General features: G+C 46.3%; 21 protein-coding genes and 2 tRNA genes. 11 read left to right on the top strand and 12 right to left on the bottom strand.

Annotated elements, in window-relative coordinates; genetic code table 11:
- Positions 1–41: 41 nt before the first annotated feature.
- The 3 genes from QUE62_RS05820 to QUE62_RS05810 are packed head-to-tail and all read right to left on the bottom strand — an operon-like array spanning position 42 to position 2,310.
- Positions 42–443 carry a diacylglycerol kinase gene (locus QUE62_RS05820; protein ID WP_286261057.1) on the bottom strand — a complete coding sequence of 134 codons (402 nt, stop codon included), beginning with the start codon at positions 441–443 and terminating at the stop codon, positions 42–44.
- A complete protein-coding gene (locus tag QUE62_RS05815) occupies positions 443–1,471 on the bottom strand; it encodes a glycosyltransferase family 4 protein (RefSeq protein WP_286223158.1) in 1,029 nt (342 codons plus the stop codon). The genes QUE62_RS05820 and QUE62_RS05815 overlap by 1 nt, the downstream gene beginning before the upstream one ends.
- Positions 1,468–2,310 carry a UDP-2,3-diacylglucosamine diphosphatase gene (locus QUE62_RS05810; protein WP_286262579.1) on the bottom strand — a complete coding sequence of 281 codons (843 nt, stop codon included), beginning with the start codon at positions 2,308–2,310 and terminating at the stop codon, positions 1,468–1,470. The genes QUE62_RS05815 and QUE62_RS05810 overlap by 4 nt, the downstream gene beginning before the upstream one ends.
- A 120-nt stretch (positions 2,311–2,430) precedes the next feature.
- Between QUE62_RS05810 and QUE62_RS05805 the strand changes: the two genes are divergently transcribed.
- Positions 2,431–3,180 (top strand): lysophospholipid acyltransferase family protein, encoded by a 750-nt coding sequence (locus QUE62_RS05805; RefSeq protein ID WP_286261055.1) that lies wholly within the window; start codon positions 2,431–2,433, stop codon positions 3,178–3,180.
- On the opposite strand, the gene QUE62_RS05800 is transcribed toward QUE62_RS05805, so the two are convergent.
- Together QUE62_RS05800 and QUE62_RS05795 are read right to left on the bottom strand one after the other, a co-directional pair.
- Positions 3,170–5,242 carry a TonB-dependent receptor gene (locus QUE62_RS05800; RefSeq protein ID WP_286261053.1) on the bottom strand — a complete coding sequence of 691 codons (2,073 nt, stop codon included), beginning with the start codon at positions 5,240–5,242 and terminating at the stop codon, positions 3,170–3,172. The genes QUE62_RS05805 and QUE62_RS05800 overlap by 11 nt on opposite strands.
- An 88-nt stretch (positions 5,243–5,330) precedes the next feature.
- On the bottom strand, positions 5,331–5,744 hold the full coding sequence (locus QUE62_RS05795) for a hypothetical protein (protein WP_286261052.1): 414 nt from the start codon (positions 5,742–5,744) through the stop codon (positions 5,331–5,333).
- 82 nt (positions 5,745–5,826) lie between these two features.
- On the opposite strand from QUE62_RS05795, the gene QUE62_RS05790 reads away from it, so the two are divergent.
- Positions 5,827–5,903: transfer RNA gene (locus QUE62_RS05790), tRNA-Pro, on the top strand.
- Positions 5,904–5,931: 28 nt separating this feature from the next.
- On the opposite strand, the gene QUE62_RS05785 is transcribed toward QUE62_RS05790, so the two are convergent.
- The 3 genes from QUE62_RS05785 to QUE62_RS05775 are packed head-to-tail and all read right to left on the bottom strand — an operon-like array spanning position 5,932 to position 9,048.
- Positions 5,932–6,786, bottom strand: coding sequence for a hypothetical protein (locus QUE62_RS05785; protein ID WP_286261050.1), 855 nt, complete (start codon positions 6,784–6,786; stop codon positions 5,932–5,934).
- 53 nt (positions 6,787–6,839) lie between these two features.
- The gene (locus QUE62_RS05780) at positions 6,840–8,195 is read right to left on the bottom strand and encodes an APC family permease (protein WP_286261048.1); all 1,356 of its coding nucleotides are present in this window, start codon (positions 8,193–8,195) and stop codon (positions 6,840–6,842) included.
- A 10-nt stretch (positions 8,196–8,205) separates the two neighbouring features.
- Positions 8,206–9,048: a methyltransferase domain-containing protein gene (locus QUE62_RS05775; RefSeq protein WP_286261046.1), complete on the bottom strand. Its 843-nt coding sequence runs from the start codon at positions 9,046–9,048 to the stop codon at positions 8,206–8,208.
- 111 nt (positions 9,049–9,159) lie between these two features.
- Here QUE62_RS05775 and QUE62_RS05770 point away from each other — a divergent pair.
- The 3 genes from QUE62_RS05770 to QUE62_RS05760 all read left to right on the top strand — a co-directional run bounded on the left by QUE62_RS05770 (position 9,160) and on the right by QUE62_RS05760 (position 10,692).
- Positions 9,160–9,236, top strand: a tRNA-Arg gene (locus tag QUE62_RS05770).
- A 49-nt stretch (positions 9,237–9,285) separates the two neighbouring features.
- Entirely contained in the window at positions 9,286–9,648 is a 363-nt protein-coding gene (locus tag QUE62_RS05765; RefSeq protein ID WP_286224943.1) for a Rap1a/Tai family immunity protein, read from the top strand.
- 30 nt (positions 9,649–9,678) lie between these two features.
- The gene (locus QUE62_RS05760; protein ID WP_286224942.1) at positions 9,679–10,692 is read left to right on the top strand and encodes a GNAT family N-acetyltransferase; all 1,014 of its coding nucleotides are present in this window, start codon (positions 9,679–9,681) and stop codon (positions 10,690–10,692) included.
- 11 nt (positions 10,693–10,703) lie between these two features.
- On the opposite strand, the gene QUE62_RS05755 is transcribed toward QUE62_RS05760, so the two are convergent.
- Positions 10,704–11,309 (bottom strand): GNAT family N-acetyltransferase, encoded by a 606-nt coding sequence (locus tag QUE62_RS05755; protein ID WP_286224941.1) that lies wholly within the window; start codon positions 11,307–11,309, stop codon positions 10,704–10,706.
- Between the two features lie 147 nt (positions 11,310–11,456).
- On the opposite strand from QUE62_RS05755, the gene QUE62_RS05750 reads away from it, so the two are divergent.
- From QUE62_RS05750 to QUE62_RS05740, 3 genes are all read left to right on the top strand, one after another.
- Positions 11,457–13,235: a sulfatase-like hydrolase/transferase gene (locus tag QUE62_RS05750; protein ID WP_286224940.1), complete on the top strand. Its 1,779-nt coding sequence runs from the start codon at positions 11,457–11,459 to the stop codon at positions 13,233–13,235.
- Between the two features lie 167 nt (positions 13,236–13,402).
- A complete protein-coding gene (locus QUE62_RS05745; RefSeq protein ID WP_286261045.1) occupies positions 13,403–15,085 on the top strand; it encodes an amidohydrolase in 1,683 nt (560 codons plus the stop codon).
- A gap of 125 nt (positions 15,086–15,210) precedes the next feature.
- Positions 15,211–16,290 (top strand): calcium/sodium antiporter, encoded by a 1,080-nt coding sequence (locus tag QUE62_RS05740; RefSeq protein WP_286261043.1) that lies wholly within the window; start codon positions 15,211–15,213, stop codon positions 16,288–16,290.
- A gap of 35 nt (positions 16,291–16,325) precedes the next feature.
- Here the strand turns inward: QUE62_RS05740 and QUE62_RS05735 are convergent, their stop codons facing one another.
- Positions 16,326–17,294, bottom strand: a complete 969-nt coding sequence (locus QUE62_RS05735) for a sodium-dependent bicarbonate transport family permease (RefSeq protein ID WP_286261040.1) — start codon at positions 17,292–17,294, stop codon at positions 16,326–16,328.
- 86 nt (positions 17,295–17,380) lie between these two features.
- Here QUE62_RS05735 and QUE62_RS05730 point away from each other — a divergent pair, with 86 nt between their 5' ends.
- From QUE62_RS05730 to QUE62_RS05720, 3 genes are all read left to right on the top strand, one after another.
- The gene (locus QUE62_RS05730) at positions 17,381–18,289 is read left to right on the top strand and encodes a LysR family transcriptional regulator (protein ID WP_286261038.1); all 909 of its coding nucleotides are present in this window, start codon (positions 17,381–17,383) and stop codon (positions 18,287–18,289) included.
- Positions 18,290–18,538: 249 nt separating this feature from the next.
- A complete protein-coding gene (locus QUE62_RS05725) occupies positions 18,539–20,224 on the top strand; it encodes an alpha-keto acid decarboxylase family protein (protein WP_286261036.1) in 1,686 nt (561 codons plus the stop codon).
- Positions 20,221–21,318, top strand: coding sequence for a patatin-like phospholipase family protein (locus QUE62_RS05720; protein ID WP_286261035.1), 1,098 nt, complete (start codon positions 20,221–20,223; stop codon positions 21,316–21,318). The genes QUE62_RS05725 and QUE62_RS05720 overlap by 4 nt, the downstream gene beginning before the upstream one ends.
- A 16-nt stretch (positions 21,319–21,334) precedes the next feature.
- Here QUE62_RS05720 and QUE62_RS05715 read toward each other — a convergent pair whose 3' ends face one another.
- Both QUE62_RS05715 and QUE62_RS05710 read right to left on the bottom strand, forming a co-directional pair.
- The gene (locus QUE62_RS05715; RefSeq protein ID WP_286261034.1) at positions 21,335–22,450 is read right to left on the bottom strand and encodes a DSD1 family PLP-dependent enzyme; all 1,116 of its coding nucleotides are present in this window, start codon (positions 22,448–22,450) and stop codon (positions 21,335–21,337) included.
- A 95-nt stretch (positions 22,451–22,545) separates the two neighbouring features.
- On the bottom strand, positions 22,546–24,432 hold the full coding sequence (locus tag QUE62_RS05710; RefSeq protein ID WP_286261033.1) for a carbon-nitrogen hydrolase family protein: 1,887 nt from the start codon (positions 24,430–24,432) through the stop codon (positions 22,546–22,548).
- Positions 24,433–24,451: the final 19 nt, after the last annotated feature.

Genomic DNA, 24,451 nt, shown 5'->3' with positions numbered 1-24,451 from the left:
CAGGAATAAGGCAGGGGTGACAAAATCATAAGTAATTGTTTTTATTGAATAAATTCTTGATAGAGGACGGCAGCCCAGATCACAAAGGCAATGAGAAGGGCTAGCATCACAGCGGCAGAGCCAAAATCCTTGGCCCGCTTCGAGAGGTCATGGTGCTCAAAGGAGATTCGGTCGATAGCGGCTTCTACGCTCGAGTTCAGCAGTTCAATCACCAGCACCATGATTAAGGAGCAGATCATGAGAGCCTTCGCAAGAAGGCCGATCGGCAAGAGAGCAGCAACGGGACTTAAGACTACTAATAAGACCAGTTCCTGCCGGAAAGCACTTTCCTCTTTAAATGCAAAGACCAAACCATGCCAGGAGTTCTTGGCCGCATGAATCGCTCGGGTCAGACCGCGATTCCCCTTATGGGGATTTTGTTTAATGTCGTATGGTTGGCTCATCAAGCGGGAACCGTTTGCGTGCTCACATGCACACGCACTGGCTTTAGATGATTGGCAAACTGCTCACTCGCCGCTTTCCATGAGAACTTCTCGGCATGGGCGCGGGCCACCTCACGCGGAACCCGAAGGGCCTCCATGCAGGCAGTCTTTAAATCGGCATGCATGACTCCAGCCTTGGAGTCACCCAGTACATCAATTGGGCCGGTAACAGGGTAGGCTGCTACAGGCAAACCGCAAGCCATGGCTTCAAGTAAAACGAGACCAAAGGTGTCAGTCTTGCTCGGGAACACAAAGACATCGGCCGCTGCATAGACCTCAGCCAATTGATATTGATTTAAGACACCAAGATAGTTGACGAGCGGGTATTTCTCTTTAATTTCTTTTAAGGCCGGACCATCTCCGACCACCCACTTTGAGCCAGGAAGATCGAGCTCTAAGAAAGCATTGATATTTTTCTCAACCGCAACCCGACCCACATATAAAAAGATAGGATGAGCTGAATTTAATACTTTGGAGGGTTGGACTTTAAATATCTCTAGATCAACGCCGCGCGACCAGATCACGACATTGTCAAAACCGTATTTCTCGAGATCATCTTTGACCACTTGGGTGGGTGCCATCACTGCCATCGATGGCCCATGAAACCATTTCAGGAAGCGATAGGTCCATGCTAGTGGAATGCGGGTGCGTGCGAAGACGTATTCCGGAAAACGGGTGTGGTAAGCGGTTGAGAATGGTAGGTTGTGGCGCAGTGCGTACGAGCGTGCAGCCAAGCCAAGCGGCCCCTCGGTCGCAATATGAATTGCATCGGGCGAGAAGGCCTTCATGCGTTTAGTGACACCTTTGCCAGGCAAGATCGATAAAGAAATGTCTGGATAGGTGGGGCAGGGAATGGTCTTAAATTCGGTGGGCGTAATCATCTCGACCTGATGCCCCATCTTTTGGAGCTCATAGGTGGTTTGCTTGAGGGTTCTGACAACCCCATTGACTTGGGGTTCCCAAGCGTCAGTCACGATCATGATTCTCATGAAATAGTCTCCATTGAATGAGTGGTAGTGGATTGCGCCATCAACGCAGGCGATGCGGCTCGGCTCGGAAAAGAAATCGATAGACTCATTTGCTCAACCATCACCTCTTCGATAACCGGTTTGTCATCTAAGATGCGTGGCCAATGCACAATCTTGAGCTCACCCTCATGGGTCTCAACTAAGGCGGTCAAACTCTCGACCCAATCGCCATCATTGCAATAGAGGAGGTTATCGATCATACGGATCTCAGCTTTATGAATATGCCCACAGACCACGCCTTGACAACCCCGTAAACGAGCCTCGCGCGCCATGATCATCTCAAAGTCGGCAATGTAGCTCACCGCATTCTTGACCTGGTGCTTTAAGTATTGCGAGAGCGACCAATACTGCATACCCATGCGAATACGCAGTAGATTGAGATAGCGATTGAAGTACAAAATGAGGGAGTAGAGATTGTCACCTACATAAGCAAGCCACTTGGCATATTGCATCACACCATCAAATAAATCACCGTGGGTAATCCAGAGCTTGCGACCATCGGCTGTGGTATGAATAGCCTCGGGCACCACTTTGATTTCACCAAAGGAGAGGCCCAAGAACTGACGCACAGACTCATCATGATTACCGGGCACATAGACGACCTCAGTACCTTTGCGAGCCTTGCGTAAGATCTTTTGCACGACATCGTTATGCGACTGAGGCCAGTAAATACTCTTCTTTAAGCGCCAGCCATCAATGATGTCGCCAACCAAATAAAGAGTATCGGATTCGTTATGCTTTAAGAAATCGAGGAGGAACTTAGCCTGGCATCCAGGTGTCCCGAGATGCACGTCTGAGATCTAAATGGCTCGATAGTGCTTCATGGACCTCTACAATGCCACCGCATCATGAAATCATCATGACACTTTGGTGTCAGTTTGATGACAAGCTCCGGGGCAACCCCCTTTATTATCTGAACTATGGCAGATTCATCCCGATCCTTACTCTGGCCCGCCTTGCAAATCATTTTCCATGTGATCAAAGGCGCATTGATTCTGATTATGATTTTCCCCTTTGCGCAGGAATCGACTAAAAAACATCATATTCAAGCGTGGTCAAGACAACTTCTTAAGATCTTTAAGCTCAAACTCAAGGTCATTAATGCCGAGTATTTGCCCAAGAGCGGGGGCTATCTGATTGCGGCTAACCATATTTCTTGGATTGATATTGCCAGTATTCATTCCTTCTTGCCTTGCCGCTTTGTCGCCAAATCCGAGGTAGCAAGCTGGCCTATCTTTGGCTGGATGGCAAGGCAAACTGGTACGCTCTTTATTCGTCGAGATAACAAACGACACGGCAAAGAGATTGCTAAACAATTAGAAGACCTTCTGCCTAAAGAGCCAATATGCATCTTCCCAGAAGGGACCTCAACAGCAGGGGATCGGGTCCTACCATTCAAAACCAATCTCTTTGAGTCAGCCGCCCAAACCCAGGTACAAACATTTCCAATGGCCATTCGGTATCGCAATGCGCATCAGGAATATAGCGATGCCACCGCCTTCATTGGCGACATGACCTTGATTGATTCCATTGCCAAGATGCTGAGAGCCAAAGCCATTACCGTCGAGCTGATCTTTGCACCAAGCCCTGCAGTCGAACTGGATCGCAAGGATCTCGCGCTGTATTGCGAGAACCAGGTACGATCCATGATTGAGGCTTCTAGAAGTTAGCTCGAACACCCACCATCAAACTGCGACCGGGTTGGGGTGCGTATAAACGAACCGCCATCGGCGTGGTGGCATAGCGAATATCATCGTTCAGAATGTTTCTGAGCATCATATAGCCCGTCCAACTCACCTTATTGATCTTCTCGGTATAGGACAAACCGGCATTTAAGAGGTTATAGCTTGGAGTTGGGCCAACCTCCCAGTCAGCGAGACGATTTTGCTGAAAGCTATAGGTATAACTGGCGTTCGCCAACCAACCATTCTTCTGATGCGCTACCTGCACACCAACCCGAGGGGCAGGCTGCAAGGGCAAGTTACCACCCACATCAAATGTACCTTGAGACGCATCGGCAAACAAACGGGCACCACTGCCGACATTACCCCAGTTGTAGGTCAGCTCACCCTCAGCCCCCTTAATGGTGGCAGCGGCTTGTTGAGCAACTACAACTGAAAATTCTTCAGCAGCCTCTGCAGTTTGTCCCGTGTAATAACCATAGATGTAGTTATTAAATTTATTGAGATAAAGATTGACCTTGCCTTTTACTTTACCCACCGTCTTTTGCAGATTGAGTTCTAAGTTATGGGAAGTCTCTTTGTTCAAATTCGAGTTACCCACCGCAAACGTCGCAGTCGACTCATGAATACCGTAGGAATAAAGCTCCTGCGGACTTGGTGCTCGTTGAGAAACGGTGTATGACAATCCTGTGCCATACCCATTAGCAAAGTTCCATAGACCACCCACTGAGTACGAAATCAGATTGAAATTACGGTTCTGCAAGTTTGGGGTTGCTGGATTACCACCAGCTACACCAGGATCCTGAAACTCACTGACCTGATTGGGATTTTGAGATACCAAGTCATATCGCAAACCCAAATTACCTTGCAGGGCGCCCCAACGGCCTTCCTCAATCCAGAAGAGTGCATTGGAGTTGGTCTTAGTGGATGGCAAGATGGCGTAGCTGCCGGTTTCGACCTCAGTAGCCTCTGCTGAGGAGCGTGTTACCTGTGCACCAAACGTTCCCTTCCAGCCCATCACCGCTTTGTGGGCCAACTCAAGTCTTGCCTCATTAGCAATATTTTTCCAGAGTGCGGCAGGAGTGTATGCACCATTCGTTATAGAAAACTCAGTATGGTTGTAATTACTATTGGCTGCACTGAACTTAATGGAGGAGAGCCCAGCAAACGGATCACGCGTCTGATGCTGGAAATCATAGCGATTTTGGGATTGGGCAATCATGCCGCCCTCTGGAGTCGGAATGCCGTAGTTATTATTCATTCGCTCTACGGAAATCCCGGTATATCCAGATTTGCCAATGTAGGAAGCCCCAACCCCTAGATTATTTTGGTTGTTAAAGGAGTTGGGTAGTTTGCCCGTGTAGTTTTCAAAAGGACCACCTGGTGGAACACCCCACACTTGATTTGGCCCGCCTTGCGTTGAATTTACTGGAATTCGATAGTTTTGGTTATTGTTGATTGCGGTGTCAACATGGATTGCGATGGACTCAAAGGAAGTATCCACATGCCCCGAAGCAGCGCGACCATTGCTAACAGAGTCATAGCTCGTATTTGCTGAACCTGTAGCCTCCCCAGGCAGAGTCGTGAGAATTCGGTCGTTGACGATATTCACCAGACCGCCGCTTGAACCTGAGCCATAGAGCAGGGCGGCAGCTCCTCGCAGAATCTCAATCTGTCGGGCGTTTGCTACCGGGCTGGCTACTGCATGGTCGGCTGAGATTGATGAGACATCGCCGACCGACAGACCGTTCTGAAGAATCTGCACTCTAGCTCCCTCAAGACCGCGCATGACCGGGCGCGATGCACCAAGGCCGTAGCCGGTCTGAGATACACCAAGCTCATTCCCAATGGTGGCACCTAAGGTGGTACCTAACTTATCTTGTAGTTCATTCCCTTGCAAGATTTTGGTGGGCGTTAAGATGCCCGTTGTTGATTCTGCTGATCCACTGACATCAATTTGTAAGCCTGGATTTTCATGCGCTACCGACCAACTAACGGCAGCTAATAGGTTTACTAAAAGATAACTCTTGATTAAATCAATCTGCTTCATGACCTCAATACCTCTAAATACCCCTTCGTCTTTTACGAGGGATTAATACGCACGGATTGACCTGTGAAAGCCAATCAGCCAAAGAAAATTACAGGGTATTGAGCGGAGGTGCCCGAGATTGATAGGGCTCGTGAGTGCGGGATGCACTAACTTGTTTAACAAAGCCAAAGAGTGATTGGCTAAAACCATTTGGAACAACCAACTGAATTGGACTGCTGGTAATGAGACCTGCGAGGGTGATCGCATCAAATAGTTGGCACTCGACCGAATGATCTTCATGACCCAGGAAAGCAAAAATTGAGTGATCATGGCTCTCGCAACTGGCATGGGACTCATGGGTCTGTAGAGTTACCGATGGTTTAAATTCTTGATGCCCAATCTGGTGAACCAACCCAAGCCATTGAGTACTTAAGAGGCTCAGCAGCACCAAGCCAAGCATCACCCAGCGCTTGATGGGCGCGGTATCCGGGGTAATGAGGCGATGGTGCAATAAAGAAGGCATATCGTCAATACTACCTGAGCTGTCAAGCCCCCCTATTGTAGGAGGGCGCTCAGAGCCCAGTCAGGCTATAATAGAAGTCTGTCGGAGTGTAGCGCAGCCTGGTAGCGCACCTGCTTTGGGAGCAGGGGGTCCAAGGTTCGAATCCTTGTACTCCGACCACTTTTCTCTTGATACGCTCGTAACCCCCTCAAAAACGCCACGTTACACCAACCTCGCTACGGTCGGATGTAATGCCTTTGCTAGTCCAAGCATTGTTGGGTGTGGTGCTGCTCTGCAGATAAGACAGGCCAATATCCACATTCTTGCTCACCGAGAATATCGCCGCCACCATTCCATAGTCATTGACTGCGGCTGCATTTGGGGACGTATCAATCGAGCTACCAATATCTAAAGCAAGCTTAAGCCATGAGTTCACAATCCAAACAGGCGCAATAGAACCCGATACCAAATTGATTTGATACGGACTGTATGTGCCGCTTATGGGATAGTTGGTGTTGTAGGGATTACGGGCATAACTAATATTGGTATGTACCTGAATGCGCTCCCAATAGTAGGAGATGATGTAATTGATCTCATAGTTGGTTTTTGCCAGACCTAAGCCTTGCACCTGTTGCGAGGTGCTCGCTGGCAGGGTAATTGCCGGTTTAATTGCCATTCCAAGACCCGTTTGACCATCGCCCCAGAAGCGCCATTTCAAGGAAACAATGTTGTTTGAGAATGGTGAGTACGATCCACGCGGCGTTGCATAGTAGGTCGTTGAAAATGCGATCTCGGTCGTATCGGAGATGCCGTGCGTATAGGTAAATGGAAATGCCTTGGCATTACCAAGCCCCCGGAACTCCTCGCCAGGAGTGGCGACGCTACCAGGATTACCTGGCGTATTGTTGTGCAGAACGTAAAAGTATTGCTCGATCTGGTTGACACTTTTACCAATCGTGCCTGCATCATCGGTATTCAAGGGCTCAAATGCATGACCAAGTCTTGGCGATCCAGCCAAGACCAGTATCAGCAAAGCGCTATGAATGAACCCGGACAAACGCATGAACCACATCCACAAAAGCTCTAGTTTACAGAGCAAGATGTCAGTTCAATGACCTAAGAGATCTTCCGTAACCGCAGAATAAGGAGAGCAACTAAGCCTGCCAGCATCACATAGAAGGAGATCTCGACTGCTCCTTTGCTGTGGGCATACATAATGCTCGAATAGGCTAAGTAGGCACATGAGGCACAGAAGATCAGTGGTGTGATGGGGTAGAGAGGTACGCTAAAGGGGCGCGGAGAGCGGTCTTTAAACCGCAATACAAATAAGCCAAGGCCAACCAGTAACAAGAAGGTCCAAAACACTGGGGCAGTAAATTCCACCATGGCTTCAAAGCCATCACTTTGCAAAGCACCAAAGCCAACTAAAGCCAGGCTGATGACACCCTGAACTAGATATGCAAATGTGGGGGTGCCACGGGCGGATTCCCATTTGCCCATTTTGCTTAAGCCATCCCAGTCTTCACCCATTGCGTAGTTGGTGCGGGCTCCCACAATCATGGTGGCATTAATACTAGTTAGCGCTGCAACTGCCACAAACAAACCGAGTAATTTTTCACCGACGGGGCCAAAGACCAAACCTAATAAGTCAGCAGGAGCCGCCTTACTACTGGCTAACGCTTTCAGGCCTAGTCCATTAATAAGAGCAATATTGACCAGTAAGTAGATGATGGTAATCACCACCAGGCTAATCACAATCACGCTCACGATCGTTTTGCTAGTGCCCTTGAGTTCAGCGGAAATGTAGGCGGATTCGTTCCAACCGCCAAAGGTGAGTAAGACAAAGACCATCCCCAGGCCAAGCATGCCGAGTTGCGGGGTATTGCTAAATAAGGGTGGGTTATCAACGGGGGGTGGAGTATTACCGAATAAACCAAAGCCAGCGATGATGATGGCGACTAAACCAGTCACCTCTAAAATAGTCAGTACTGTTTGCACATTAGCCGACGCATGAATACCAATCAAATTAATGAGCGTAAGTGCAATCACAATCAAGAATGCCCAATAGAGGGAGGAGTGAGCTCCCAAAGGCAACACTTTGGTCATATAGTCACCAAAGACGAAGGCTAGCAATGCAATCGAGCCAGTATTAATAACCATCGCTTTGGCCCAGCCATACAAGAACGAGACGTTCTTGCCATACGCACGGGTCAAGAAATGGTAATCACCGCCTGCATGAGGATAGAGGGTAGCAAGCTCAGCGTAGCAAAGGGCGCCCATCAATGAGATGAGTGCGCCAGCGATCCAAATCGTAATTGCCCAACCAACATCACCAGTGATACCGGCTACCATCGATGGGGTTTTGAAGATGCCGGCACCAATGACGATGCCCACAATAATGGCAACAGCCCCTAGGGGGCTGAGCAAACGTTGAGGAGAGGCGCTATTGCTAGCGCCTTGAGAACTTGCCATCTACAAGGACTTAGCGACGCTTACCGGTTACTTCAGCAAACGTTGTGCTACCTTTGTCTTCGCCTTTTAACTGAGAGCCATTGACTGTTACTTTGACTGTATGCAAATTGTTCTTGCGATCAAGATAACCAAAACTCAGTTTATCGCCCTCGAGAGTTGGATTCAGAATCGGTTGTGATTTGCCATTGATGGTGAGATTGCCACCAATGCGTTGGTAACGTTGCGACAAACTCAGGGTGCCTTTGCCGTTTACATCAAAACCGTCGAGTTGCCATTCGCCAGCCACATTGGCAGGAACCACCCAGAAGTAACCCTTGGAGCCCACATCAATTTCTTTATCCGCTTCCCAATCACCCATCGTGAATGCGTGCGAGACCACGCGAGTACCGGGCTTCATAGCTAAGATGGTGGGGCGCAGACGCAAATTGAGGTCAGGCAACAAATAAAGAGTCACTACAGTTGCTTTACTGAAATCTTCTTTGAAGATATCGCCATTAATGATCTTCACACGATCACCAACGCCTGCACGATTGGCATTGCGTTGGGCAAAGGCTGCCATATCGGGATTGAACTCAATACCTACAGCACGGGCACCAAATTCTTTGGCTGCAGCAATCGCAATCTTGCCATCACCGGCACCGAGGTCGTAGACCAAATCATTGGGACCTACTTTGGCGGTCTTGAGCATTTGAGTAACGAGCTCATTGCCAGTTGGCATCCAGATGACATCCTTGCCTTCTTGACCCAAGCGGGGTTGATACTTGTCGTCGCCCACATCAGCGGGGAACTGAGCAAATGAGGAAACGGACAGGCTTAAACCAACCAATAAAAGCCAGGATTTGAGGAATTTCATGAAATCTCCAACACAGTTTTTGTTATGAAAACACTATTTATAACAGGAGTTTAATAAATTGCCCAAAAGAGCCCAAGGCAGGGGATAGTCCATTAAAATCAGCTATCCCAACTGCCCATAGCTCAGCTGGATAGAGCAACGGCCTTCTAAGCCGTAGGTCGCAGGTTCGACTCCTGCTGGGCAGGCCAATTCATCTGTTTATAGATTTTTTGTTAATCTAAAGAATTGAACAGGTATATGAATACTCTTACTCTATTTCTAATCACAGTTTTGCTACCCGTGAGCGTACTAGCTCAATCTTCGACCATGCCGATACCCAATCTCACAACAGGCAGATTAACTCCAATTTGTAATCAATTATTAGATGATAAGCAACAGGCCGTTGGCTTTAACCAAGGCCTGTGTGTCGGTATTATTTTGGGGGTTGAAGATAATGCCCATTACGATAAAAAAATTTGTGTTCCTAAGGATATAGATATTAAAGAACGCATTCGAGTAGTAAATAACTATATTGCCACTCAATCAAATAGGGCAGGCGAGGCTTTTGCTTCATTAACTTTTGATGCGATGGCTCAAAAATGGCCTTGTCGTAGCAAGTAGGGTATTCATTCTGTTTAATTAGAGATCCAAATGAATTCAAATTCAACCGATGGTTTTTTAATCAGACCTGCAGAACCAAGTGATGCAAAAGCAATTATCGAGGCACTAACTCGTTGCTACGGTAATAGTTATCCTAATCCGCAGATGTATCAGGTCGATGAGGTAAAAAATTTGATCCAATCTCAGCTAATGCACTCAGTCATAGCAATCTCTCCCCAGGGGTCGGTTGCCGGACATTGCGCCCTTAGTTATGAACATCCCTTAGATCAAGTTCCGGAGGCTGGAAAGCTATTTGTTGATCCTGATTATCGAGGAAAACATCTTTCTGATATGTTGGCAAAGGAGCGAAAAAAACATGCCCAATTAATTGGTTTACAGGGCTTTTGGGCGGCCTGCGTTACTAATCACCCCTATAGTCAATTAGAAATTATCTCCCTGGGAGGTATAGAAACTGGATTATTAATAAACGGACAACCTAAGTCTGTTCATATGGATGGATTGCAAAATGTTGATGATGCACGACATTCCCTTATTCCATGCTACGTAAATATTCAAGATAAAGGTAATTTTTTGGCATATGTTTCCCCACATCACACATCCTTTTTTGAGGACTTACTGAGGCATACGGGAATTAAAAGAAAACTGATTAGTCAAGCCACCTTGAATAAATCCGTTGATCTATCAAACTTAAGTATCCATCATTCCCCAGAAGGAAAGCCATCATTTATCAAAGTAAGGGAAATTGGCCAGGATTTTTTGAGAAGAATTGAAAGCCTTATGGATGTACTGCGAACTGAAAATCATCCAGTAATTTACATCGATATTCCATTGAGCGATCCCTTAGCGAGCCAATCAATAAGTGATGTAGAGTCTCTAGGATTCTTTTGGGGTGCTTGGTTACCAAATTATGACCAAAATGGTGATGTACTTAGACTTCAGTGTTTGTTAGATCCATCTGTAAATGAAACAAGCATTGTTTGCGCAAGAAAAGAAAGTGAATTTATTCGAGATTACGTTTTATCAGAATGGCGTAGAACACGGTAATTTCGTTGAAATTATTCGAAAGTATTGGCTAATTTATAGGAAAGATTTGCTTTTATTGCAGGGAATTCGCTGGCAATAATGCTGTACACACAGGTATCTCTGATGCTGTTCATAGCATCAGGATGGCGATTTAGTTGATGACTTCTCAGGACGCCATCTAATTTTGCGCCTAGTCTTTCAATGCCACTTCGACTTTGGTGGTTAAACCAATGGGTCCGAAATTCAACGGCAATACAGTTCAACGTCTCAAAAGCATACGTCAACAACATTAATTTACATTCGGTATTAATTGCAGTTCTTTGGACAGATTTGCGATACCAAGTAGAGCCGATTTCCACTCTTCGATTATGTTCGTCAATATTCATATACGTTGTCATGCCAATAGGACTGCCTTTGGAATCCAAAACGCAGAATGGATTCATCGAACCTATTTTTTGTAACCCTAAGCGTCTTTCTATTTCTTTTGCCATGCCCTCAGGCGTTGGAATAGTTGTGTACCAAAGTTTCCAAAGCTCGCCATCCCTGACGGCATCGCACAGGGCATCGTGATGAGCCATCTCTAACGGAACCAAAGCCGCATATTTGCCTTGTAGGGTTAGGGGAGTTGAGATTTTCATATTATTTAATACAGATTAGCATATGAAAAATTATCCAAAAGACAAAAAGGGTAAATTAGGCTGGAATCTTAATTTTGCATTTCAGAGGAAAAAGGTTAATCTTGCGCTATTCACAAATCTTCTATTTATTAGTAGACATTTACTCTAATGAGTTCAATTGAAAATCCATCACGCCGTAATGCTTTAGCCGCTGGTGCCGGGATACTTGGCACTTCATTATTGCCCACTACCAATAAAGCAGCAGCGAGTACTTTGCAATCTCAAAATTCCCAGCAACAACAATTACCGGCTGGCTATAACATTCTTTTCATCCTGGTTGATCAGGAGCATTTTTTTCCTCAATGGCCATTTCCAGTCCCCGCAAGAGAATCCTTAAAAAAGCGAGGAATTAGTTTTGTTAACCATCAAGCAGCGTCATGTGTTTGCTCATCAGCCCGCTCGGTGATTTATACCGGACAGCATATTCAAGAAACGGGTGTGTTTGATAATTTGAATTATTTGTGGCAGCCTGATATGTCAACCAAGGTTAAAACCATTGGCAGTCGTCTGGCCGAGCTTGGTTACCATGCTGCTTATCAAGGGAAATGGCATCTATCGTATAACTTAAATCAGCAGGCCGATCCCGCAAAAGCGCCGGTTGAGCAGTACCAAAAGATCATCGCCAGCTATGGATTTGCTGATTACTTTGGTGTGGGCGATATTACCGATGGGCCACAGGGTGGGTACACTTTTGATCAATCAACTGCTAGTACTGTGGATCGCTGGTTTCGGACCACAGCGCAAGATTTGCGTACTAAAAAACAACCCTGGTATCTAGCGGTCAATTTTGTTAATCCGCATGATGCAATGTGGATTAATTCTGATTTGCCAAATCAGGTAGTGCAAGGAAAAAAACATGCCGTACCAATCTTGCCGCCCCCAAATAGTGAGATCTATAAGGCGAGTTGGACCAACTATCCCTTGCCACGGTCTCGAAATCAAGCATTGAACGCTCCGGGGCGCCCCCGCGCGCATTCCATTTATCAAACCATTCAGGATGTTATGTTAGGGCAATGGCCCAACGAGGATCGTCGCTGGCGACTTTTATTGGATTACTACTTTAATTGCATCCGTGATTGTGATAGACAAGTTGAGCTTGTGCTTAAATCATTAAAAGACTCAGGTCTCGAGAACAATACGATTGTAATTTTTACTTCAGATCATGGGGAGCTTGGCGGTGCTCACCAAATGCGCGGTAAGGGAACCAACGCCTATCGCGAGCAAAATCATTTACCACTCATCGTTGTGCATCCTGCTTTTGCTGGGGGCAAGAGCTGTAATGCAGTGACGTCTCAACTTGATTTAACACCAACGATTATTGGTTTTACGGGTAAGGATTCTGCATCACGAACCAAAGCTTCTCAGGGGCTTAAGGGAAAAGACTTTTCTTCATTAGTTGCGAACCCCGAGGTGGCTAAACCTGATTCCATCCGAATTGGCAGCTTGTTTAATTTTGATATGTTGTCTTATCAAAGCCCAGTGTGGGCAGAAGTCACTTTTGACTATATGTTTGCTGGGAATGTTTCGAATAAAGATAAAGTTCAGTACTTATTAAAAAATCAACCTAATTTTCATACTCGAGTGGCAATCCGTAGCTTATATGACGGCCGTTATCGATTTACACGCTATTTTTCACCGTTAAAATTTAATACACCAACATCCATTGAGCAGCTACTTGCCAATAATGATGTGGAGTTGTATGACTTGGTGAATGACCCTGACGAGTTAAATAATCTTGCTGTTAATCCAAAATTAAGCGGGGACTTGTTATTCGCATTGAATCAAAATCTCAATTTATTGATTTCGCAAGAGGTTGGAATTGATGATGGACATTTTTTACCCATTCGTAATGGTAAGTGGTATTTTCCACCAGAAAGTCAGCGTTAAGATTGGGTCTGTTTGGTCGGCAGTGTACTAGCGGGTAGCCTGCCTTTTCACAGCTTGGCCCGACTCAGTCCCCGATGCAATATTTCTCTGCCGGTAATAGCGCCTACGTACAATGAACTCAGTTAAATACTTTTAATTCATACAGCCTCAACCCATATTTCTCTTTTATGAAAAAAATCATCTATCTTGTGCTCGCATTTTTTTCAACCGTTGCAACGGCTCAAAACTCAACGGTTTACTTCAATGGTGACATTCTCACAATGAGGGGAGACACTCCTCAATACGTTGAAGCAGTCGTGGTGCAAGGTAATGAAATTACCTATGTGGGAAATAAAGCCAAGGCAATGACAGTCGCGGGTAAGGGTCCAAAACTAGTTGATTTAAATGGGCGCACGATGTTGCCTGCCTTTATTGACTCCTGGGGACACTTTACCTTGATCGCTCAAAATACCTTGGGTGTTAATCTGGCCTACTTTTCAGATAATCCTCCCAAGACTAAAGCCCAACTAATTCAGCGATTAAAGACTGAGGGTAAGCCATTAAACGGCTGGCTCATTGGAACTGGTTATGCTGACCCACTCTTAAGCGATGGCCCATTGACGCTAGCAGATTTGGACCGGGCATTTCCGAGTCAACCAGTACTAATTGCGAACATCTCGACTCTAACGGGGATTGCGAACTCAGCCGGGCTTAAAAAACTTGGAATAACTAAAGCTACCAAAGCAGTCTCAGGCTTTATTCCAATTAACCCCAAAACTGGTGAATTAACCGGCGAATTGATTGGTATGCCGTATCTGAGTGCTATTGCCCAAGCCGTAGGCAAGTACTCGCAGGATTTGACCTTCCAAACTTACCAAAAGGCAGAGAAGATCTATCTAGAGAATGGTTTTACGACCGCCCAGAGCTATCAAGCTGAGGTGAGTGATATTCAGTCAATGCAGACAGCCATTGAAAAGGGAGTCGTATCAATTGATCTGATTGCCTTGCCAACCTACGATGTGGTGGATCAACTACTCAAAGCAAATCCACAATATCCTTTTGGCAGGTATAACAAAGGAAAGCAAGGATTTAAGGTGGCTGGCATGATGGTGCCTACCGATGGCGCACCACAACTCCGTTTGGCATACATGACTAAGCCGTACCTGGTAACCACCGGCTTTGATAAAGATTGGCGTGGTTTTCCATACAACCCACAAAGCCTCATCGACCATTACGCAAAGCTTGCTTACGAGAAAAATATTCAATATTTTGCCTACAGTAATGGGGACGCCGGTATCGATATGACCCTTGCTGCCTTAGATAAGGCAATCAAGGAGACTGGTATTACTGAAAATCGCAGAACCGTGGTTTCTCATGCCATGTTTGCCCGTCAAGATCAGCTCAAGCAATTTAAAGAAAAACAGATATTGCCCATCATGCTGATTAATCATTTATGGCTGTATGGCGATGTTTATCAACAAATTGTTGGGCCTGAGCGAGCCGCCAATCATAACCCTCTCAAGTGGGTTCAAAACGCTGGTTTGCGGATTGGTATCCATAATGACACGCCATCCTCAGGACCTAGCGCTCTTTTTTCCATGTGGACGGCAGTCAATCGTAAGACAGTGAAGGGCACACTTCTTGGCCCCGATCAGAGAATCACGCCGTACCAAGCGTTGCAGGGTTTTACAACGAATGCTGCCTATCAATACAAAGAAGAGGGGACTAAGGGAATGATTGCTCAGGGAATGTTTGCCGATTTAGTCATTCTCAATAAAAACCCATTAAAGGTTAATCCCGATGAAATTAAAGACATTCAGGTGCTAGAAACAATTAAGCAGGGTAAATCTCTCTTTAAAAGACCGATTTAATTAGTCTGAGTAGGCCTTGTTTATTTGCTCTAAGTAGGGGTCATATCAAACGTAAATCAGTTAAGACAAAACTCTCTGAGAAGTTTTGCGTATTCATTATCACAACATCTGTGTGAAAATAAGTTGTGACCATCCTTTATTTTATTGCTGGCTTAATCCTTTTGGTTGTGGGGGCGAATCTATTGATTCGGGGCTCTAGTCAAATTGCGTCGTTTTTTGGTATTCCACCACTCATCATCGGCTTAACGGTAGTAGCATTTGGTACTAGCGCTCCTGAGCTCGCAGTTTCAGCAAAGGCTGCACTTTCTGGATCAACTGATTTGGCAGTCGGCAATGTCGTTGGAAGCAATATATTCAATATCTTATTTATTCTAGGAATATCAGCATTAATTTCACCATTAGTTGTTCACTACCAGATCATCCGACAAGAAATACCGATCTTAATTGGTTTGAATGCTTTGCTATTTGCTCTTTTGCTGGATCAAAAACTAGGGATGCATGAGTCCCTTTTATTAATTAGCCTATTAATCACTTACACGATTTTTTTGATCATCCAATCTAAGAAAGAACCCAGTCAAACTCAAGACTCGTACGCCAAAGAGTTTGATATGCAAGATAAGGTCAAACCCAGACCAAATATTTGGATCAATCTACTTTTTGTATTGATCGGATTATTCCTATTAGTTTTGGGATCCGATTGGTTTGTAGGTGCTGCAATCTCTATTGCCAAGACCATTGGCGTTAGTGACGCCGTAATTGGTCTAACGATTGTGGCTGCAGGAACCTCGATGCCAGAAGTAGCAACTTCGGTAATCGCCGCTTTGAAAGGGGAGCGAGATATTGCGGTCGGTAATGTGATCGGTAGCAATATTTTTAATATTATTGGTTGCCTAGGAATTACTGGCATTCTTGCCCCTTCTGGAATTCTGGTTCCACCCTCGGTTGTCCACTTTGATTTATGGGTTATGTTTGCAGTCTCCTTGGCCTGCATTCCCATCTTTTTATCTGGACGTGAAATTGCTCGATGGGAGGGCGGTCTTTTTGTCTTTTACTATCTTGCCTATGTCACTTATTTAATCCTAGCTTCTAAGGATCATGAGGCCTTGCCCATCTACTCGGCGACGATGTTAAGTTTTGTACTGCCACTGACTATCGTGACCTTAATGGTCATGATGTTAGGTCGATCCACAAAGAATGGAGCTTAGCGTTCTTGGCAAGTGTCGGAGGAATGGATTCATGATCATGCCCGGACTAGTGTTTGTGCCAGCCAAGCATATAGCGGTATTCCAACTAAGATATTGATAGGGAAGGTGATACCGATTGAGAGACCAAAGTAAATGGATGGATTTGCCTCCGGAATAGCGTACCGCAATACCGCAGGCACCACAATGTAGGAGGCGCTTGCGGATAGCACCATGAGTAGTATGGTGTCAGCGAGTGAGATGCCACATAGCAAGCAAAGCCCTAATGCTAAGCTCGCATGAACTAGTGGACTAACTGATGCGTAAGCGATTAATGTCAATGAGTTACTTTTGGCCTCTTTGAAGTTCTTGGCAACCATCAGACCCATATCGAGTAAGAAAAAAGCGAGCATCCCCTTGAACAAATCCCCAGAGAAAGGTTGCATCACGGTTTTTCCTGCTTCACCACTGAAGTACCCGACGGCCATCGATCCGAGTAGGAGCAAATGGGCGCCATCGGTAAAGGATTCGTGCAAGATGTTCTTTAGCGAGGGCTCTTTGCTGGTTGCTGCAGTATTGTTTTCATGACGCAACATGTTAGCCAATAACACTGCCATGATGATGGCAGGAGATTCCATGATCACTAGAGCAATGGCCATATAGCCATTTGGATTCAGTTGGCTCTGCTCCATAAACTGAATGGCAGTTACAAAAGTGACTGCGCTGACTGAGCCATACGATGCGGCCACTGCGGCGGCGTCAAACTTAGCAATCCGGTCCTTTAAGAACCAGTAGCCAATCGTTGGAACAATGAAAGCCATGGCTAGGGCAATCGCAAGGCTCAATGCGATCTCTGGGTTTAGTCCAGTTTTTGCCAGAGCGAAGCCCCCTTTAAGTCCTAGGGCCATTAATAAATAGAGCGATAAGAACTTGGCGATCGAGCGGGGGATTTCAAGATTTGAGCGAATTAGTCCGGCAAAGCAGCCAAAGACAAAGAACAGGATCGCGGGGTCGAGTAGGTTTTGCATGAAATCTCCTGTAGTTGAGAAATCATAGGCAGACCTATTTATAAAGTAAAATCGATAATTAAATATTTATATATAGATAAATATCTATGCATGCAAGCTTTCGTCAACTGCGTTTATTTCTTGCCCTTGTCGAGACTGGAAGTGTCAGCGGGGCGGCTAGACGGATGCATGTCACCCAGCCTACTGCCTCGATGCAACTCAAAGAGCTCGGTGAGAACATTGGAGAACCGCTATTCGAAGTGATCTCTAGAAAAGTTCATTTGACATACGCTGGCGAGCAATTAGCTAAATCAGCTCGTGCCATGTTTGATGAATGGCAAAGTTTTGAGCAAGAGATTGCGCTCATGAAGGGTCTCACCAAGGGGCGCTTAAAGGTAGCTGCCGTCAGTACCGCGAAATACTTTATTCCCCAGATGTTGGGCGATTTTTGTAAAACTCATCCGGATATTGAGATTGCCTTTGAGGTGCTCAATCGCGATGGCGTAGTTCAGCGCCTTGAAAACAATCAAGACGATCTTTACATCATGTCCATGCCGCCATCGCACCTAGACATTGACGATGAAATTTTCATGTCAAATCCGATTGCCATCATTGCTGCCAAAAATCACCCATTGAGCAAGAAAAAAAACGTTGAGCTTAAGGATCTAAAGCAAGAAAAATTTATCATGCGAGAACGTGGCTCTGGAACGCGTATGGCGGTTGATGCGTATTTTCGCAAGAAGCACTTTAGTCCTAACATTCGTCTTGAACTTGGAACGAATGAGGCAGTACGAAATTCGGTTGCGGCGAATCTTGGCATTGCTGCGCTGTCGATGCATTCCTTGGGGGATAGCCTAAATCGGGATATTAAGGTCTTAAACGTTCAAGACTTTCCATTGTCATCGAACTGGCATATTGTGAGTCTTCAGGGAAAAAAGTTATCGCCGCTGGCAGTCAGCTTTAAGGCTCATTTACTTGAACGTCTAACCACCAATGTAGACAATAGAAAATCTTAGTATTCATCGTTCAAGGATGTTTATTATCTAAGCTACCTATATTTCAACAGGTGAAACAAAAGCCTAGTTTTTATCCAAAGCCACCTCTGGGCAAAGTCGCTGTTACTTAATTAACTTATCAAAATCCCCGTCAATTGAATGGCGGGGTTTAGAAAGAACACGATCAATGCCAACTTATCTAAATGGGTAAGGGGCATATTAAGAGTCTGCTTACAATAGCCAAATTCAGATCAAGCACTGGGAGTGGTTATGGCTTCAAATGCACCAACTGTCGCAGAGTATGTAGTTAATCGCTTAGCAGATTTAGGAATTGACCGAGTCTTTGGCGTGCCAGGCGACTATTCCTTTCCATTCGATGATGCGATTGAATCTTGCGATCGGGTTGAGTGGATCGTCTGTGCCAATGAGCTTAATGCCGCCTATGCCGCCGATGGCTATGCCCGAATTCAGGGGGCTGCCATCTTATCAACCACCTATGGAGTAGGGGAGTTGAGTGCAATCAATGGTGTGATGGGAGCTAAGGCTCAGCGCTTGCCAATCTTTCATATTGTTGGGGCGCCTAGTACGCAAATCCAGCGTCAAGGATTGATTACCCACCACACCTTGGGGGATGGGGTGTATAACAACTTTCGCTATCTTTCAGAGGCAGCCTGTTGTGTATCCGCTTATCTCACACCAGATAATGCGATTGCCGAGATGGAGCGCGTGATTCGGGAAGCATTGCGTCTGAGTGCACCTGCATACATCACAGTACCGATGGATCTCGCCAAGATGCCGGTAATTGGTAAACCTGTCAAGGGAACACTATTAGCCAATATTGAGCGGGCCAGTAGCGACCCTGCCTCGCTAGAAGCGGCAATTGATTTCATCATCACCAAGATCGCGGCCAGCAAGACCATTGTGGCATTACCCACTCAACTGCTGGCACGCTATGGAACCATCTCAAGTGCAGTCGAGTTTTTAAATAAAAGCAAGATACCGTTTGCAACCTCACCTATGGATAAGGGCACTCTTTCAGAGGCGCATCCCAGCTATTTGGGTATCTACAATGGCGCGGGGTCCAGCCCCAGCCAAGTGAAAGAGATGGTGGAGGGGGCTGATCTGGTCCTCGATATCGGCGGGATCATTTTTGAAGACTTCAATACCACCTTCTGGTCCGATACCATCGCATCAGCCAAGCAACTCACCATTGGCGATCAGTTTGTGCGTATGGGCAGCACTATTTTTACAGGCGTTGCTATGGAGGATGTCTTACAAGGCGTGACCAAGAAGATCCAAGCCCGTCCCCAATCTAACCCCTTAAATCCTGCTACAACACCTGCCGTTACCAAACCATCTGATCCAACGACGTCTGCTAATTTTTATCCCCGTCTGCAGGGTTTATTAAAAAGCGGTGATGTCCTAGTTGTTGAAACCGGAACCTGCGTTCTTTACACCACGCCGATGCGCTTACCTGACGGAGTTGGTTTCCAGACCCAGACCTTGTGGGGCTCGATTGGATGGGCTACCCCCGCCGCCGAAGGGATTTGCATGGCCAATACCAAAGGCCGAACCATCTTGGTAACGGGTGATGGCTCCCATCAACTCACTGCCAATGAAATCGGGGTGATGGGACGCTATGGCATCAAGCCCATCATTTTTGTATTGAACAATGGCATCTATGGGGTTGAGAACGTATTAAGTGAGATTGGCCCATCATATGACAATCTGGCCCAATGGAACTACGCACAAATTCCCGGGGCGATGGGATGCAACACTTGGTTCACCGCCCGCGTGAGCACCGTGGCAGAGCTCGATGCCGCGATTGAGAAAGCCAATACCAGCGATTGCGCCTCGTATATCGAGGTCATGATTCCTGCTGCTGAGAGTCAGCCACTCCCAGAGGCAGTTCAAAACCAAATCTACAAAACTAATATTCCAGGAAGATCAGCATGACATCATCGAACCGTCGTCAATTTCTACAAAGCTCTGCACTCGGGGTGGCCGCATCTGTTACTGGAGGCTCAGCACTAGCGCAGACCAGTAATGCATGTAGCAAAGCCGTAGCCGAGGCGAAGGCGCAGGATGCTAAAAATATTCAGGCATCGACTGCGAACTGGAATGATGGACTAGCACATCCCATTCCATACAAGAACCCCCCGGGCAAAGGTAAAGATCGAGCACTCGTATTGGGTGGTGGCTCGGAGTACATGAGCTCATTCTTAGTAGGATACTTCCACGCCATGCTAACGAATGGTGTCAACTTGCGCTTAGCCGATATTGTGGTGGGCTCTTCAGCAGGCGCATTGCTGGGTAGTGCCTTATTAGGAGGGCGTCTTGATCTATTCTCCGCTGAATTTAATCTCTTAGCCGATTACCCCAAAATCATGGCCAAGTTTGTGCCAACGAATAAGTTCTCACCCAGTCAAGAGCGCGTCATGAAGATGGGTATTGAGGCCAAAGATGGTAATCCCGCCACCATCCAGGCGATTGGACATGCAGCGATGGCAGCTAAATCAATTCCCCAGGATAAGTTTGAGACCAATATCAAAGTATTTTTGGGCGATCTCAAAAAGATTCCGCCTAAGATGTACATCACCACGATTGATTGCTACACCGCCGAGCGTTTAGTGATTGCTCCGGATTCTGGTGTACCAGTTGCAACCGCGGTTGCTGCTAGCGCATCTGCCCCTGGGGTGACCGGCCCGACTTGGGTAAAAGATCGCGTCTGCATGGATGGCACGATTGGCTCCACTGAAACCCATTGCGATATCGTCGCTGGTTCGAGGCGCGCCTTGGTATTTGCCTTGGCCGATACGATTGCGCAAGAGAAGGCTGGTTTGCGCCTCAATCACCTACCCAATACCATTTTGCAAGAGGTGAAAGACTTGGAAGCTGGTGGTACCAAGACTAAATTGGTTGTGGTTGGCATGTTGCCTGGTCGAAAGACATTAAGCGTAGTGGATCCTGGCATCATGGCACCCGCGATTAAGTACGGCTACGATCGTGGCATGCAAGATCTCCCAGAAATGAAAAAGTTCTGGGCGTAATTAAGGATTATTAGTATTAAAGGAGTGCGCCGCGTGCCGCTACAGGCCAGATGGCTTCGACCCGATCTCCACGAATCGCAATTAACTCATCATAGAGATTGACGGTCGGGTCGCAATGCCCGGGAACCAAAAGTAGATAGTCGCCAAGGCCCAAGGTTGAATCTGGCGCAAGTTCTAGAACTCCATGCTCATCAGAGGCCTTCAAATATTTCGCATCGGTGCGCTTCCACACCACTGGCATCCCAGAGTCCACACTCGACGCTTTTAAGCCGGCATCGACCACTGCGCGATTATTTGAGGGATGGCTCAGCACAGCAGTCTTCACAAATAAGGCATGCTCAAAGGGTAGATCGCTAGGATCGCGTTGATTGGTCGCATAATCACGATCCATCAAGATGTAAGAACCCGCTTGTACTTCATTAAACAGTTTGGAGTGACTCTCGAGCATGACCGAGCCAGTACCTGCGCCCGAGATACGCTCCACCTGAATTCCCGCCCCCTCAATCGCCGCTTTGGCAGCGGCTGCTTTGGCACAGACTGCTGTAATGGCTTGTTGGCGCTCCTCAGGTAGTCGGTAGTGCTGGGCACTACCGTGATAACACTGCAGACCCATAAAGTTTAAGAAGGGCGCAGCATCGATTTGTTGAGCCATTGCGACCGCACGCTCAATCGATGCCACACCGCAGCGACCCATACCCACATCAATCTCAAGATAGATATCAATCAATACTTGACGCTCAGCGCTAGCACGTGCAAAAGCACTGATTTGATCTTCATGATCAACCAGCACACCAATGCGTGCCCGTGCAGCTAAGTCAAGGGCATGTGCTATTTTTTTCTCACCCACCACTTGATTGGTAATCAAGATATCCGATATACCCGCATCCACAAAGACCGCCGCCTCACTGACTTTCTGGCAGCAGATGCCCACTGCACCCATCTGAATCTGACGTAATGCAATTTCCGGGCATTTATGGCTCTTGGCGTGAGGGCGTAAGCGCACCCCAGCACTCGAGACTGCATCTTGCAAGCGCTTCATATTGCGCTCAAAGGCATCAAGATCTAGAACTAAAGCAGGGGTATCAATTTGATCAATGTGATCACCGACGCGTGCCGCTTTCCAGGGTGCCATGTCTCTCTATTCCGTATCGAATCGTATTTATTTAATCTTGTAACGCGCTACGAAAGTATTCTAGAGTAGATCATAAGCGCCAACCGATTACATCCTTATCTGTTTATATCAACCGCTGGGCAAACTTCTTTGTTAGTCGAATTTGTTTGCCACTCTTTGAAACACGCGCTATTCATATCTAGCGTTAATGGAACCGCTTGATCCCAGCGACGACTAGCAATCAAGCGCTCTTGGTCCATAAAGACTGTTTTGTTCACATGGGTTGTAAAGTTCACAAGATGGGCCATCTCTTGGTCTGGAGCAATATTGGGTGGGTAATATCCAACTTCCGGAGCAGATGAGTAGACCGCACTTTGACCAACTGCTCGTTGATCGCCGCTAATGAAGTTAGAAACTAAGGTATACGCTTGCGCATACTTGGCAATGTTGTACCACATGGACATTCCGCGATTACTCGCATCCTGAACAACGCCCTTAGGGATATCAACCACTGAGCCATATTCCTTTTGGTTATAACTGGTAGGTACCAAAATTAAGTCAGCACGATAAATACCGTACATTTGGGTGATCTCTGGAATGCGAACTTCATCATTAAGCATCACAGCGACATTACCAAAATTAGGAGTAGAGAAAACTGGTAGTTCATTTCCAGCACTTGCCCATACTTTTTCTGAATCGTTTAGATGAGACTTGCGGTAGATGCCAACTTGTTTACCGCTCCCATTAAATAAAATAGCAGTCTGAAAGTACTGATTACCCCTTTTTTCGGGCATTGAGAATAGGACATAGGTTTGATACTTCTTGGCTAAGCCAGCGGCGAGTTGATAGCTCTTACCATTGAGCTCCTCCGCATATTGAGCGACCGTATTTTTGTTAAGGGTAACAGGCCCTAAAAATGAATTAAAAGGGAGAACGGTGAGATTAAATACCCCAGTGCGTTGTTTTAAAAGTTGCTCAACCTTTTTAAAGTTAGCATCGACATCACCTGTTTTTGGTTCATACTGAACGAGGACAGCTGCAACTTGGCGTGATTGATAGGTCGCGTTGCCATCATCGGGATAGCGGTAATTATTGAGATCTTGATAAAGTTCTGGACGACGATGCTTTAGCCAATAGTTTTTTTGTTCACTTTGCTTGCTGAGGCTCAGCGTTGCATATACGGTTTGAGGCTTGGTCGGATTGGCTACTGTCGATAATGGCGCTGAAATCAAGCGTTTTCCTGTGTTATCCCAAATGGATGAGGATCCATCAAAGGTTACAAAAGCCATACCTGGAAGACCCTCTGAGCGCGTAGAATTTGTGGAAATTACATTGGTACCCATCCAGCTCACTGCTGTTGATATATTAGCCATGGTTGAGTGATTGGTGTAGCTCGCTGTGAAGATGCTGGGTATTTTGTTTGAGCCAATCGGTTGCGCCACGATATCAGCACCGCGCAATACTGGTAATAAAAGATTTTGAATATTAGTATCGTCAAAGCAAATCACTAGACCAATCTTGCCAATATCCGTTTTAAATACTGGAAAGCCGAGATTACCCGGTGAGGCAACCATACCCTCGCCAGTCGCTAAATTATTCTTGTGGTACTTACCAATATAGCCATTCGGTCCAATGAGAACCGCGGCGTTGTAGATCTTATTAGTAATGGGGTTCTTTTCATACATACCGACTACAACATAGGCATTAAATTGTTTGGTAACTTTTGAGATGGCTTCTGTTGTTTTGCCTGGAACGGTATCAGCGTATGGCATTAGTGCCTTAGTATCTTGATACAAAAAGCCAGTTGTAGCACCTTCAGGTAGAACCATCAACTTGGCACCATTTTTAGCGGCCACAGTTAATGCATCCACAATACCAGGTAAATTTGCTTCAAAGCCAGGCGACTTAGCTGCAAACTCTACAGCGGCTACTTTAATTTCCTTCGCACAAATAGTGAGGGGCATTAGAAGTGAAATAGCGAGGAGGGATTTAATGGATTTCATGATGGATTCAATAAAGTTG

This window comes from Polynucleobacter sp. HIN9 (assembly GCF_030297635.1).
Classification (GTDB): Bacteria; Pseudomonadota; Gammaproteobacteria; order Burkholderiales; family Burkholderiaceae; genus Polynucleobacter.
Note: the sequence above shows the minus strand (reverse complement) of the source record. Positions and strands in the feature narration are given on the sequence as shown.